Here is a 13367-nt window from a genome sequence, read left to right as displayed (position 1 = left end):
CCTGACTGGCTTCCTGACAAGGCGCACAATGCGCGGCATTAATATATTTAATAACGAGTATACCGACTGCCAGACTTTATTCAGCCCGTAAACCCCTCAGCCGGTTACTAAAGTCCACTTGTCCACGCTTAAGCCCGGCCTTAGACTCCGCGCTACTGATTGATCGCTCGACAGGCTCTCGCCGCGACTCGCTGTTTACGGATTCATCCACAGATTCACGACCCGCAGATTCTGCTATGACACTTTCCCCTCTTAACACGCTGGTGCTGCGTACTTCGCTACCGGTGATGTTTGGCTATTTGCCCTTAGGTGCGGCCTTCGGCGTGCTGTTCAGCGAGCTCGACTACCACTGGCTGTACGCCACGGCGATGGGGCTGTTTATTTACGCCGGTGCCGGGCAGTTTCTGGCGGTGGGATTACTGGCTAATCAGGCAACGCTGACCGAAATGGCGGTGGCCACCCTGCTGATTAATTCGCGCCATATTTTTTACGGCCTGTCATTAATCAGCCGTATGCCCAACCGTGGCTGGCGGCGCGTCTATCAGATTTTTGGCCTCACCGATGAAACCTACTCACTGATTACTGCCACCCACCTGCCGGCGGATATCGACCGCGGCCAGTTCCAGCTGCGCATTACTGCAGTGAACCAGCTGTACTGGGTAATCGGCTGCACCCTTGGCGCCTGGCTTGGCAGCCAACTGGAATTCAACACCGCCGGCATCGCCTTTGTATTACCGGCGCTGTTTATGGTGCTGACCATCGAACAGTACAAACACCTGCGCGATATGCGTCCTTTTATTGCCGCCCTGTTGATTGGCTTCGGCACATTGCTGCTGATCAGCCGCGAACAGATGCTGCTGATTGCCATCCTGCTCAGCCTCAGCGTACTGATGATGCAATACGCCGCGCGCCGCACACACAAGGGGCCTGAGGCATGAACGAATTCTGGTATCTGAGCAGCGTAATTGCGCTGCTGGCGGGCGTGACCTTCCTGACCCGCGCCCTGCCTTTTATGGTACTCGGACGGGTGGCCGACCACCCGCTGCTGGAACACCTGGGCCGTTTTCTGCCGCCCATCGTCATGGTGCTGCTGGTGATTTATTCGTTTAAAAACGACGTGGCATTCTCGCTGGATTTTCTGCCCGAACTGGGCTGCCTGCTGCTGGTAACGGCGCTGCACCTGGCGTTCCGCCAGGCGCTGATCAGTATTGTCGGAGGGACGGCGATGTATATGCTGCTGGTGCAGATGGGGGTGGGTTAATTAGCCTGAGCTTTAAACGACGTTAATACGGTGCTTTGCGAAAAACACAGTCGCGATGAAACTCTAAAAAGACTAAATGTTGCTGCGCGAGTTGTATGTTCATATCGCTTCGAATGCCCAACACATCCGGGTGAGATAACTGTGGTGAAAGAACAATATCACCGTTATTTTTAAAACTAATAAATCCACCATCGAACGCTTTATCCAGCGTAGGTAAAAGAAGCAAGCCATTAAAGTGATCAAGCTTTTCCACATTGCTAGACACACGCCAAGGTTTAATATGCGATGCGACCAAAAAGCTAACATCTTGATAGCCCGTCACCGAACACCCTTGCCAATAGCCAATAAGCCTTGTGCGAAAATCCCCCTGCCCTATGCGAGTTTTAACGAGACGACTTTTTTCGGTTTCACTGATATTAGGTTGTCGAAAAATATCATCTATGTCGGCTTCTATATCCGAGTCAAACCCCGCTTTTAAATAATCAGCAAAGCGATTCAAAGCACTGCTGTACATCGAATTACCAACCGTGTTGCGCTCAATAAAAATTGGTAATTGCTTCAGCTGCTCTGCCACAACATGAAATTGAGCAAGACCAGAAATAGAAGTCAGAGGACCATCGACCAAACCCGCACTTTGCGCCCATTCAGACATAACGCCCTGTACACTCGACAGGTATTTTTTAACTGAAGAGTCCGATAGCCCTTGTGCTCGCATCCATTCATCAAAGGTCATGCAGTGATTCCTAAATCAGGTGACATCGGCAATCTACTCTCTAGAGTGGGTTCTATCAATTAATCGTACAGGTTGAACCATGCCAGCCGAGAAGTTTTCCTCAACCAATAACCAACTTACCCCCAATCTTATCCACAAAACTACCAATCAATAACTTACCTAATCCCCTTGACACCCTGTCTTATCTTTTTCAACTAACCCCCTGAATCTGTTACAAAAAATTTGCACAAAAGCCTTGCTGCATCAGGCTTTTTCTGAGTTTCCGGCTTTTCTGCCCAGGCGTTCAAACTTTCATCAATCTGTTACGCTGGCCCGGTTTGTCTTACCTGTAGCCATTCATCCCAAAGTTAGTCACAAAGTTATCCACTGAAGATGGGGGTAACTTATGGCTCTGCCAGCTGAAAATAGGCAGATGAGCTATTGCGCCGCGGCTGATACAATATGTGCCTTTATTTTTCAGCCGTTGATCAGACGAGGGACACCATGCCTGAATACCGTTCCAAGACCTCCACTGCAGGTCGCAATATGGCCGGAGCCCGTGCGCTGTGGCGCGCTACCGGGATGAAAGATGACGATTTCCAGAAGCCGATCATTGCTGTCGCGAACTCCTTTACCCAGTTCGTACCTGGCCACGTGCACCTGAAAGACCTGGGTCAGCTGGTTGCGTGCGAGATCGAGAAAGCCGGTGGTGTGGCAAAAGAGTTCAACACCATTGCGGTGGATGACGGTATCGCCATGGGTCATGACGGTATGCTGTACAGCCTGCCATCGCGTGAAGTGATCGCCGATTCGGTTGAATACATGGTGAACGCGCACTGCGCCGATGCCATCGTCTGTATTTCCAACTGCGACAAGATCACTCCGGGAATGCTGCTGGCGTCGCTGCGCCTGAACATTCCGGTGATCTTTGTTTCCGGTGGCCCGATGGAAGCCGGTAAAACCAAGCTGTCTGAGCACAAGCTGGATCTGGTTGATGCGATGGTTATCGCCGCCGACGATTCTGCCAGCGATGAGAAAGTGGCCGAATACGAGCGCAGCGCCTGCCCGACCTGTGGTTCTTGCTCCGGTATGTTTACCGCGAACTCGATGAACTGCTTAACCGAAGCGCTGGGTCTGGCTCTGCCAGGTAACGGCTCGCTGCTGGCGACGCACGCCGACCGCGAACAGCTGTTCCTTGAAGCCGGTCGCCGCATCGTGGAAATCACCAAGCGTTACTACGAAGAGAACGATGAGTCGGTTCTGCCACGTTCTATCGCCAGCTTTAAAGCGTTCGAAAACGCGATGACGCTGGATATCGTGATGGGGGGTTCAACCAACACCATTCTGCACTTGCTGGCTGCCGCTCAGGAAGCCGAGTGCGACTTCGACCTGAAGGACATCGACCGTCTGTCACGAGTGGTTCCGCAGCTGTGTAAAGTGGCGCCAAACTCGCCGCTGTACCATATGGAAGACGTACACCGTGCCGGTGGCATCATGGGTATTCTGGGTGAAATCGACCGCGCAGGTCTGCTGCACAGCGACCTGCCGACCGTACACAGCAAGACCATGAAAGAAGCGCTGGATAAGTGGGACATCATGCGCAGTCCAAGCGAAGAGGTGGTGAAGTTCTACAAAGCCGGTCCGGCCGGTATCCCGACCCAGACTGCATTCAGCCAGAGCACCCGCTGGCCAACACTGGACGGCGACCGTGAGAACGGCTGTATCCGTAATCTGGAACACGCCTATTCGAAAGAAGGCGGCCTGGCGGTTCTGTACGGCAACATCGCACTCGATGGCTGTGTGGTAAAAACCGCCGGTGTGGATGAATCCATTCTGGTATTCCAGGGCAAAGCGAAAATCTTCGAAAGCCAGGACGATGCGGTAAAAGGCATTCTGGCCGATGAAGTGGTTGCCGGTGATATCGTGATTATCCGCTACGAAGGTCCGAAAGGCGGCCCGGGTATGCAGGAAATGCTGTACCCGACCTCTTACCTGAAGTCCAAGGGTCTTGGCAAAGCCTGTGCGCTGCTGACCGATGGCCGCTTCTCCGGCGGTACTTCTGGTCTGTCGATTGGTCACTGCTCTCCGGAAGCCGCAGCCGGCGGTGCCATTGGCCTGCTGCAGGACGGCGATATCATCAATATTGATATCCCGAACCGTTCTATTAATGTCGATCTGAGTGCTGAAGAACTCGCACATCGTCGTCATGAGCAGGACAAAAAAGGCTGGAAACCAGCGGCCGAGCGCCCACGTAAAGTGAGCACTGCGCTGAAGGTTTACGCCAAGTTCGCCACCAGCGCCGATAAAGGTGCGGTACGCGATAAGAGCCTGCTCGACTGAGCCTGTTCTGACTCCGGCCGGAAATTGACCTGCGGGACGATCTTCGGCCAGTTATAATGCCTGCACTCATTATTGTTATGGTGCGGGCATTTTTATATACGCCAGCCGCGATTCAGGAATTATTCATGCTGCGTTTTGCTTTTAACTCTTTTTCTTTTTCCACCCCACTGCTCACCGGTTTACTCAGCCTGTCACTGTTGAGTGGTTGCGCAGCTCAGCGCATTGCCAACGAAGACAGCGTGACGCAGGCCACCACCGAAAAGGTCAGTGAGTTAGGCAACGATTCCGAGCGTGCGCTGAGCCAGGCCGAAGCCGCTTATGCAACAGCCAGCAGCGAAGATCTGAGTTTTTATGCACCACTGCATATGGAGCAGATTCAGCAGGCATTAAAGCAGGCGCGCAGCCATGAACTGGCCGGTGATGCGCAGGCCAGTATTGAATCTTCTGCGCGGGTGCTGAGCCTGCTCGACAGCGCTCTTAAGAACAAAGCGCGGGCGCAATCAGCGTTATCTCCGCTGTTTGCTCAGAAGGCGGTATTGGATGAAATCAAAGCCGGCAGCGTAATGAGTGCGCGCTATCAGCGTGAAATGAAAGAGCTGCGCAGTCTGATCAGCATGATCGAAGCCGGGGAGAGCGACAAGGTCATCGATAAATCCGCAGGCGTTCTGAAATCCCTGCAGCAGCTGGAGCTGGATACCATGCTGCGCCTGCACTGGCAGCCAGCCAACGAAACGCTGGAAAAAGCCGATGACGAGGATGCCGATACTCATGCGCCGGCAACCTTCAGCGATGCCGAATTACAGGTAGAAAAAGCGGCGCAAACCATTCGCCGTCATTATCAGGATCGTGCCCTGACGGAAAGCACGGGTAAAGAAGCTCTGCGCGCCGCACAACATGCCCTGTATATCGCCCGTGAAGCCAAAAATATTACCCGGCTGGACTCCGCTCAGGCAGAACAGGCGGCTCTGGAATTTGAAGGTTATCTGCACCAGTTAAGCATGACCTTAGGAGCCGGGGATATGCGTCATATGGCCCTGAAAGATCAGACGCTGGCCATCGTTCAGTATGCTGAAGAGCAGGCACGGCGTAACGCGGCACAGCAAGCCAGGTCACCAAACAACAGCGCAACGGCTATATCGGAGGCGGCTTCTCCTGTTGTTGTTGAGCAACCGGACGCAGAAGCAGCACCGGCAGATGACCTGCAACAGAACCCTGCCGAAGACACGACGGCTCCTGTAGAAGCTGCGCCTGAAAAGGAGAGCACCGCGGAGCCTGTCACTGTGCCTGCGGCAACGGAAACCAGCGCGGTAACAACAGAGAGTGCTGAAGAGGGTGTTGAAGAGAGCGCCGAAAAAGAAGAAATAAAGCCTGCAGAAAAACCGCAGGCCGAAGATTAATATCCACAGCTAAACCCGCCGCAGAAATCTTCTGCGCGGGTGTATCAATCTCCCGTCATCGCATATTCAAAACCCTTAATCCGCAAACCGCGATTAATGTAATCACTCACATGCACACCAAAACAACCGCTGCGGAATACGCCCTGGGGTTGATACGGAACACCGCAATCATCGGCCGGCGCCATGGATAAGTTCACAATGCGCTCCGGTTGTGGCTGCTTATCGGGGCCGAGAATCATAATAACTTTAGGCTTCAGCTGGTAACCGGGATCAGCGGATAAAATAATACCCACCTCACCGTTACTCATTTCCAGCAAATACCCCGGCGGGTAAAGCCCAATCATGGAAATAAATTTTCTTACCAGCTCTTCATCAAACTGGGTACCGCGGTTACGGTTCAGTATCCGCATCGCATCCAGCGATGACATGCCCGGCTTATAACAACGGTCACTGGTCATGGCATCATAAGCATCGGCAACGGTAACAATGCGGGTAAACAGCGATAATTTAGTGCTGTCGATACCGCGCGGATAGCCTTTGCCATCCAAACGCTCATGATGGCTGTATGCCACATCCACTGCCCCCGGATAAATATCCGAACGGCCCATTAATAATTGTTTGGCGTAAAGCGTATGCCGTGCCATCTCGGCAAATTCTTCCGGATCAAGCGGACCGGGTTTATTCAGAATTTCTGTTGGCACTTTCATTTTGCCGATATCGTGCATTAATCCGCAGATACCGAGATTTTCCAGCTCATAGGGTGCCAGATCCATTTGTTTACCTAACGCAATGGATAACAGGCAAACGTTAACAGAATGCTCGGCGGTATATTCATCCTGGTGTTTTAAACGGGTCAGCCAGAGAATGGCGTTAGGATTATTTACAACGCGTTCGACGCAATCTTTAACCGCTCTCTGTGCTTCCTGAAGATTAAATGCCTGCCCCAGCTGAGCACTGGCCAGCAGACGTTTAATCTGCAGTTTGGTCGCCTGATAAGTGCGGTTGGCAGCACTCAGCTGCTGCGCCATTTCCTGTTTTTCAACATAGCGGGTGCGTTTTTGCGGCGCACTTTTTCCTTTTTCATCCAGCTCATTCCATTCTTCCTCGACAACATCGACGAATACCCACTTGCATAGGGTTTGAATAAGCAATAAATCATCATCGTTTTCCAGCAGGAATCCCTGAAAAAGAAAAGGTGACTCCGTCCATGGCCGGTCCAGTTCAACAATGTACATCCCGGCTGTAAGTTCCGACACGTCCATTCGCTTGCGCGTGTGTCGTTTATTGATCTGAAACTTGCGGCCATTACGCGTTGTTGTAATGGATCCGATCATTGATAAATACCTTTGTTATTATTGTTATTTTAAAGGTAGCGGCTCTGTCTGGCACTTTATTCTCTGCAGGAGATTTGTAGCTGGTTTTTGCCGTCTTTTGTTTCAAACTGCAACCGGTTAACAATGGCGTCCGGGATTTCTGTAGGGTGATGGGTCACATACAGCAAGGTAGTGTCATGCTGTTCTGCCAGACGATTAATAAAGGCCAGAACCAGCATACGGCTGGGGTCATCCAATCCCTGACAAGGCTCATCGAGAATCAGTAATGGCGGCTGCTTGATTAATGCCCGGGCAATCAGCACCAGGCGCTGTTCACCATAAGAGAGATGTTGCAGGCTCTGGTTGGCTTTATGACGCAGACCGATAATATCCAGCCACTGCAGCGCCAGCTGCTTATCGTCATCACCGGTTGCCTGATACAGGCCAATGCTGTCATACAGGCCTGAAATAACGGTACTCAGCACATTGGTGGTCGCGCGGTATTCCCACTGCAGCGAAGCCGACACCAGACCTATGTGTTTTTTAATATCCCAGATGCTTTCACCGCGTCCGCGCTGCATACCGAACAGGCGCAGGTCGTTGCGGTAACACTGTGGATTATCGCCGGTGATCAATTGCAGCAGGCTGGTTTTGCCACTGCCGTTCGGCCCCTGAATGGCCCAGTGCTCGCCGGCTTCAACACGCCAGTTAAGGCCACTGAACAGTTCACGTTCGTCATAGCGGATGGCAACGTCTTTCATACCGACCAGAGGTTCACCTTCAGCCAGCTGCAGTGCTGAACGTCCGGCCGCAGGGAAATCCGGCAGCGGCCGGTCAAAGTGCATCAGGCCGCGCAGTTCCGGCTGCGCCAGTACATCGTCTTTTGTACCCTGATACAGCAGGCGGGCATCGTGCATAAAAGCAACGTGCGTGATCCAGCCGGGCAATTCATCCAGACGGTTGGCAACCCACAACATGGCCTGTCCCTTCTGCTGCAATTCATTCAGCGCGTCACTGACGGCTTCACGGCTGATCTGATCCAGCCCCTCCAGCGGTTCATCCAGCACCAGCAGGTCGGGTTTATGGCGCAGAGCGTTAATCAGCAGCACTTTGCGGCTTTCGCCGGTAGATAACGAGCGGAAGCCCTGGTTCAGCAGGTGGCGGATGCTCAGACGATCAACCCAGCTTTCCACTTCAGCCAGAGGGGCAAGAAAATCACAGATTAATGTGCCTTTGTCCGGCGCATCATTCAGATCACTCTCGTCGTCATGGCGCTCCTGCTCAATCTGCGCGGCCTGTGCCTCCAGCGAGACATAGGCCACCGACTCTGGCAAATCGCAGGCTTCGCCATGACTGAGCACCACCTGATCACCGGCCAGCGCCGACAGCACGGTTTTGCCGCTGCCGTTGGTGCCGGTAATCGCCCAGTATTCACCCGGGTTCAGCTGCCACTGATCAACTTCTAAATGACGGCCATCGTGCAGACGTGCCTGAATTGCAGAAAAACGCATGAAAACCTCAGCCCGGAGGCCAGCTCAGCGAGCGACCGCCAATAATATGCAGGTGCAGATGAAAAACCGATTGGCCGGCTCCGGCACCGTTATTTACAACCAGACGATAGGCATCACCCAGTCCTTCCTGAGCAGCAATTTTACTGGCGGTCAGCATCAGGTGGCCGAGCAGCGCCTGATCTTCCGGCTCCGAATCGCACAGACGCGGAATCGGCTTACGCGGAATCAGCAGGATGTGCATAGGTGCAGCCGGATAAAGATCGCGGAAGGCCAGACAATGCTCATCTTCATAAACCATGGTTGCCGGTAATTCACCACGGGCAATCTTGCCGAAAATCGTATCCTCAGACATGGGTAACTCCTTTACTGGAAAGCAGCAACCATAGGAAAAATTGATGAATATGACAATGACCAGACATTCAGTTAACGCGTCCTTTGGTTTCAGATCCGGTTGGTTTCAGATTCAGCCCGGCCTCTTATGACCATGACAGCATGGCGGGGCTTGGGTACGATGGTATCAATAAAATAAAAATCACCACAGGAACCTAACATGACCCCGATACTGCGCATCTTTGCTGCCGGGCTGCTGGCTTTGTCTGCGCTGTGCCAGGCTGACACCAGCGATAACCCGGTAACCGCCTTTGAGTGGCAGGCCTTTCCCTATGAACAAGCGCCTTATGACTATGCCGGTGAGCGGCTGAACGAATACTGGTTTCAGCTTAACCGCGCAACGGATTACCCCTTCCCCAATGCAGATTATTTATCAGCCGTACTGAGCAGTAACTCCGAGCTGAGACTGGCGACCCCGGAATTTGAATCGGTGGAACAACTGGCGGAAAAACTTCAGCAGGCCTGGCGTGAATTTTATAAAGGCAATTTTCAGGCGGCCGCCAGACAGGGTTACGCGATAGGACCGCTGGGACACGGCGTGGCATTTTATTCTCAGGCAACTTACGGCCTGCGTCTGGAAAATGATAAAGACAAACGCCACGCGCTATGGGAAGACATTATTGCCCGCCATGAAAAGACTGCGGCATTAACGCAGCATGACATTATGGCCCGCTATTTTGCCTTTTATGCCATGGCCCGTCTGAGTGAAGAAATTTCCTCCCCTACCGTGCTCAGCCGCGGTTATATGGACACCATGACCAGCGAACTGAACACGATGGCAGAAGCCGAACCCTACAATGTGTTTGTGCTAGCTGCCAAAGGCTCAATGGATGCCGGCATCGTGCGTAAAATGGGGCATTTTATGGGGCGCATGGCCTACGGTGCAGATGATCAGGTGGTAGAGAACTATTACAACGCCGCACTCGCCCAGAACCGTTTAATTGCCAATGTTCATCTGGAAGCGGCGCAGAGCCTGCTTTATATCTATAAACAGAAAGCGCTCGACCGCGCCCTTGAACAGATGCGTATAGCCGCAGGTATTGCCCCCATTTCGGCGATGGAAGCACTGGACAGCTTCCATGCGAAAAAGCTGCTGAAAGAGCTGGAAGAAATAAAGCAGGATAACGGCATCGGACTGCGTGATTATATTAAACGCGGTACGGAGTCTGGCAAAAACTACTACCTGTGATAATTCAGCGTTGGCTGTGATGATAAAAAGCCTGCAAATGCAGGCTTTTTATTTATCTCCGCGTTACAGCGACAAAGGCAACTCCAGATAGTTCTGGTAGATAAAGTCGCGATGCTCAAGCAGCCTTTCATCCAGTGCAGCGAGAATACGCTCATCAAGAGCAGAAAAGGCACTGCGGATTGGCGCAGGCATCGGGCACACCTCTTCCGCTAACGGACGGAACAGCGCCATAAAACAGGCCGCATAAATATCCACTGCACTGAGCTGCTCACCATAATAAAACCGGCTGCCCTGTTGCTGTTGTTCCTGCAGGCGTTTACTCAGTTTATTCAGCAGCCTGACAATCTCCGGCACATACTGCCCGGCATTAGCGGCATCATAACCGTATTTTTTACCAAGATAACCGGCTACCGGTGGTGGAAATCCCTCAAGTCCCTGCAGGCCACGGTGCACGGCATCCAGACGGCGGAACCAGCCCAGACCATTCGCTCCACAAATTTCCGCGCACAGCGTCAGCACTTCCGTTCTGTGCGGATCTTCTGCAGGTAATAATGCCGGCTCCGGGCTCAGACGCTCTGCCAGCAGCAGAATTTCCTGCCAGTCGCTGCGTGGTGCTTCGTCATTCAGCATAAGCACCGGCGCATTTCTGCAACCGGTCCAAGCAGCCATCGCATCATCGCGCTGATCCAGACGAACCGCGAGCCAATCGAGACCTTTAATTTTCAGAATGCCCTTCGCAGCTTCACCCCAGGGACTGGGAATGCCGCCAACCACAACCATGCGCAGCCCATCAGCCTGACGTGCCCGCTCTAATCCAACATAATTTACCGGCATCAGAAATCCTTATGCAGTTTATATTTAAAGGAATAATGTTTTACGCAGCACGGTATTTCAAACGACAATCTCTGAAGTCGGATTCAGAATTTCTTAACTATGAAACCATATCGTAAAGCACCACCACTGCAGTATCTGCCGGCTTTTGTTAAATCGGCACAGTTGCGCAGCTTCAAGCATGCCGCCATGCAGCTGAATATCACGCCGTCAGCAATCAGCCAGCAGATCAAAGCACTGGAAGAGAATATTGGCCTGAGCCTGTTTAAACGCAGCCAGCGGGAGCTGCGACTCACACAGGCCGGTGCGAGTTTTTACGAAACCGCAGCCAGAGCACTCAGCGCGTACGAGAGTGGCTGGGAGGAGTTCTGCGGCCAATATATTTCGGCGACCATCCACCTGAGCATGATCTCCTATGTCGCCAATGAGATTGTTATTCCCCGTCTCGCAGAATTCCGCCAGGCATATCCGCAGATTGATCTGATTATTCACACCAGCATGGCCACAGAAAACCTGCAGGATAAAACCCTGGATGCAGCGATACGCTTCGGCACACCACCCTGGGCCGGTCACGATGCGCAGCTGATCTGCCCGGCCTACGCCGTGCCTGTCGCCAGCAGCGAATATGTGCAACAGAACAAAGAGAAAGATAAAAACTGGCAGCAGCACAGCCTGATTCACGGCCGTAACGGCTTTGACGACTGGCAGGCATATGGCGAAGCGACAGCGAGTGCGGTCACCAGCAGCCGGCAGCTGTTCTTCGACAGCTACGACGCCGGTCTGTGCGCGGCCAGAGCGGGCCTTGGAGTTGCGCTTGCCATCTTACCGATCTCAGCCCATGAACTGCGTTCAGGACGCTTACAGGCGTTTGCCGATCAACCGCTGGAGTGCAGGGCGGGATTCTATTTCGTCAGTAAACCGAACGACCATAAACGGAAGGGCTATGAGCGTGTGAATAGGTGGTTGTGCGGAGTCTTTGCTGCGCTGTGAATTTATCTGGCGCGTTATTTTTCTATTTTTCAGACAAAGACTGAACGGCCGGGTGTTGTTCAGCAGATAGCCATCGATATTTCTTACGGGCAAAGAAAAACCCCCGCCAGCTCAGCTGACGGGGGTTTAGAATAAGAGCTTGACGATGACCTACTCTCACATGGGGAAGCCCCACACTACCATCGGCGATGCTGCGTTTCACTTCTGAGTTCGGAATGGATTCAGGTGGTTCCACAGCTCTATTGTCGTCAAGCAAACCTTTATGAAGCTGGTCGTCTTACGCGTTCTGCGACATGACTTCAAATTAGGGCGGATACATGAGTCACTGTTAAGTGAAGAGATTCTCAAGCGAACAAGCAGTTGCTTGTCGTATTCAATCAACCCTTACCGGGTTTGGGTGTTATATGGTCAAGCCTCACGGGCAATTAGTATCAGTTAGCTCAATGCCTCACAGCACTTACACACCTGACCTATCAACCTGGTAGTCTTCCAGGGCCCTACAGGGAACTCGAAGTTCCAGTGAGATCTCATCTTGAAGGAGGTTTCCCGCTTAGATGCTTTCAGCGGTTATCCTGTCCGAACGTAGCTACCCGGCAATGCCACGGGCGTGACAACCGGAACACCAGAGGTTCGTCCACTCCGGTCCTCTCGTACTAGGAGCAGCTCTTCTCAAATCTCAAACGCCCACGGCAGATAGGGACCGAACTGTCTCACGACGTTCTAAACCCAGCTCGCGTACCACTTTAAATGGCGAACAGCCATACCCTTGGGACCGGCTTCAGCCCCAGGATGTGATGAGCCGACATCGAGGTGCCAAACACCGCCGTCGATGTGAACTCTTGGGCGGTATCAGCCTGTTATCCCCGGAGTACCTTTTATCCGTTGAGCGATGGCCCTTCCATACAGAACCACCGGATCACTATGACCTACTTTCGTACCTGCTCGACGTGTCTGTCTCGCAGTTAAGCCGGCTTGTGCCATTACACTAACCTCCTGATGTCCGACCAGGATTAGCCGACCTTCGTGCTCCTCCGTTACTCTTTGGGAGGAGACCGCCCCAGTCAAACTACCCACCACACAGTGTCCTCGATCCGGATAACGGACCAGAGTTAGAACCCCAAATTGACCAGGCTGGTATTTCAAGATTGGCTCCACAAAGACTGGCGTCTCTGCTTCAAAGCCTCCCAGCTATCCTACACAAGCCAATTCAAAGTTCACTGTGAAGCTATAGTAAAGGTTCACGGGGTCTTTCCGTCTAGCCGCGGGAACGCAGCATCTTAACTGCGAATTCAATTTCACTGAGTCTCGGGTGGAGACAGTGTCGCCATCATTACGCCATTCGTGCAGGTCGGAACTTACCCGACAAGGAATTTCGCTACCTTAGGACCGTTATAGTTACGGCCGCCGTTTACCGGGGCTTCGATCAAGAGCTT

Annotated in this window: 11 protein-coding genes and 2 rRNA genes (1 of these 13 cut by a window edge); 6 read left to right on the top strand and 7 right to left on the bottom strand. The window is 52.7% G+C overall.

Going from position 1 to position 13367, the window contains the following annotated elements; all coding sequences use genetic code 11:
- The first annotated feature begins 236 nt into the window (after positions 1 to 236).
- A complete protein-coding gene (locus MT343_RS01495) occupies positions 237 to 938 on the top strand; it encodes an AzlC family ABC transporter permease (protein ID WP_145470608.1) in 702 nt (233 codons plus the stop codon).
- Entirely contained in the window at positions 935 to 1261 is a 327-nt protein-coding gene (locus MT343_RS01490; RefSeq protein WP_145470606.1) for a branched-chain amino acid transporter permease, read from the top strand. The genes MT343_RS01495 and MT343_RS01490 overlap by 4 nt, the downstream gene beginning before the upstream one ends.
- Positions 1262 to 1283: 22 nt before the next feature.
- Here the strand turns inward: MT343_RS01490 and MT343_RS01485 are convergent, their stop codons facing one another.
- Positions 1284 to 1994 carry an HNH endonuclease gene (locus MT343_RS01485; protein WP_222428617.1) on the bottom strand — a complete coding sequence of 237 codons (711 nt, stop codon included), beginning with the start codon at positions 1992 to 1994 and terminating at the stop codon, positions 1284 to 1286.
- Between the two features lie 483 nt (positions 1995 to 2477).
- Between MT343_RS01485 and ilvD the strand changes: the two genes are divergently transcribed.
- Both ilvD and MT343_RS01475 read left to right on the top strand, forming a co-directional pair.
- A complete protein-coding gene (ilvD, locus tag MT343_RS01480) occupies positions 2478 to 4313 on the top strand; it encodes a dihydroxy-acid dehydratase (RefSeq protein WP_145470604.1) in 1836 nt (611 codons plus the stop codon).
- A gap of 125 nt (positions 4314 to 4438) precedes the next feature.
- The gene (locus MT343_RS01475) at positions 4439 to 5710 is read left to right on the top strand and encodes a hypothetical protein (protein WP_145470603.1); all 1272 of its coding nucleotides are present in this window, start codon (positions 4439 to 4441) and stop codon (positions 5708 to 5710) included.
- A 44-nt stretch (positions 5711 to 5754) separates the two neighbouring features.
- On the opposite strand, the gene MT343_RS01470 is transcribed toward MT343_RS01475, so the two are convergent.
- From MT343_RS01470 to MT343_RS01460, 3 genes are read right to left on the bottom strand one after another with little or no spacing between them, the layout of a single operon-like run.
- Positions 5755 to 7044: an HD-GYP domain-containing protein gene (locus MT343_RS01470; protein ID WP_145470601.1), complete on the bottom strand. Its 1290-nt coding sequence runs from the start codon at positions 7042 to 7044 to the stop codon at positions 5755 to 5757.
- 56 nt (positions 7045 to 7100) lie between these two features.
- Entirely contained in the window at positions 7101 to 8534 is a 1434-nt protein-coding gene (gene modF, locus MT343_RS01465; RefSeq protein WP_145470599.1) for a molybdate ABC transporter ATP-binding protein ModF, read from the bottom strand.
- Positions 8535 to 8541: 7 nt separating this feature from the next.
- Entirely contained in the window at positions 8542 to 8886 is a 345-nt protein-coding gene (locus tag MT343_RS01460; protein ID WP_145470598.1) for a histidine triad nucleotide-binding protein, read from the bottom strand.
- A 198-nt stretch (positions 8887 to 9084) separates the two neighbouring features.
- Here MT343_RS01460 and MT343_RS01455 point away from each other — a divergent pair, with 198 nt between their 5' ends.
- Positions 9085 to 10113 (top strand): hypothetical protein, encoded by a 1029-nt coding sequence (locus MT343_RS01455; protein WP_145470596.1) that lies wholly within the window; start codon positions 9085 to 9087, stop codon positions 10111 to 10113.
- Between the two features lie 63 nt (positions 10114 to 10176).
- Here the strand turns inward: MT343_RS01455 and MT343_RS01450 are convergent, their stop codons facing one another.
- Positions 10177 to 10947: a glutathione S-transferase family protein gene (locus MT343_RS01450; RefSeq protein WP_145470594.1), complete on the bottom strand. Its 771-nt coding sequence runs from the start codon at positions 10945 to 10947 to the stop codon at positions 10177 to 10179.
- A 99-nt stretch (positions 10948 to 11046) separates the two neighbouring features.
- Between MT343_RS01450 and MT343_RS01445 the strand changes: the two genes are divergently transcribed.
- Positions 11047 to 11934: a LysR substrate-binding domain-containing protein gene (locus MT343_RS01445; RefSeq protein ID WP_243989447.1), complete on the top strand. Its 888-nt coding sequence runs from the start codon at positions 11047 to 11049 to the stop codon at positions 11932 to 11934.
- Between the two features lie 137 nt (positions 11935 to 12071).
- Here MT343_RS01445 and rrf read toward each other — a convergent pair.
- Positions 12072 to 12187, bottom strand: a 5S ribosomal RNA gene (gene rrf, locus MT343_RS01440).
- A 151-nt stretch (positions 12188 to 12338) separates the two neighbouring features.
- A 23S ribosomal RNA gene (locus tag MT343_RS01435) occupies positions 12339 to 13367 on the bottom strand (it continues 1860 nt past the right edge of the window).

It is taken from the genome of Venatorbacter sp. C2-1, assembly GCF_022832715.1.
GTDB classification, from domain to species: Bacteria; Pseudomonadota; Gammaproteobacteria; order Pseudomonadales; family Oceanobacteraceae; genus Venatoribacter; species Venatoribacter alkanivorans.
The sequence above is the reverse complement of the archived record's forward strand: the minus strand, read 5'-3'. Positions and strand labels throughout refer to the sequence as shown.

What these genes read in the sequence shown, in the direction of transcription:
- modF (WP_145470599.1), bottom strand. Translation starts at nt 8,534, where the DNA reads ATGCGTTTTTCTGCAATTCAGGCACGTCTGCACGATGGCCGTCATTTA.
- ilvD (WP_145470604.1), top strand. Translation starts at nt 2,478, where the DNA reads ATGCCTGAATACCGTTCCAAGACCTCCACTGCAGGTCGCAATATGGCC.
- MT343_RS01450 (WP_145470594.1), bottom strand. Translation starts at nt 10,947, where the DNA reads ATGCCGGTAAATTATGTTGGATTAGAGCGGGCACGTCAGGCTGATGGG.
- MT343_RS01455 (WP_145470596.1), top strand. Translation starts at nt 9,085, where the DNA reads ATGACCCCGATACTGCGCATCTTTGCTGCCGGGCTGCTGGCTTTGTCT.
- MT343_RS01475 (WP_145470603.1), top strand. Translation starts at nt 4,439, where the DNA reads ATGCTGCGTTTTGCTTTTAACTCTTTTTCTTTTTCCACCCCACTGCTC.
- MT343_RS01490 (WP_145470606.1), top strand. Translation starts at nt 935, where the DNA reads ATGAACGAATTCTGGTATCTGAGCAGCGTAATTGCGCTGCTGGCGGGC.
- MT343_RS01445 (WP_243989447.1), top strand. Translation starts at nt 11,047, where the DNA reads ATGAAACCATATCGTAAAGCACCACCACTGCAGTATCTGCCGGCTTTT.
- MT343_RS01485 (WP_222428617.1), bottom strand. Translation starts at nt 1,994, where the DNA reads ATGACCTTTGATGAATGGATGCGAGCACAAGGGCTATCGGACTCTTCA.
- MT343_RS01470 (WP_145470601.1), bottom strand. Translation starts at nt 7,044, where the DNA reads ATGATCGGATCCATTACAACAACGCGTAATGGCCGCAAGTTTCAGATC.
- MT343_RS01460 (WP_145470598.1), bottom strand. Translation starts at nt 8,886, where the DNA reads ATGTCTGAGGATACGATTTTCGGCAAGATTGCCCGTGGTGAATTACCG.
- MT343_RS01495 (WP_145470608.1), top strand. Translation starts at nt 237, where the DNA reads ATGACACTTTCCCCTCTTAACACGCTGGTGCTGCGTACTTCGCTACCG.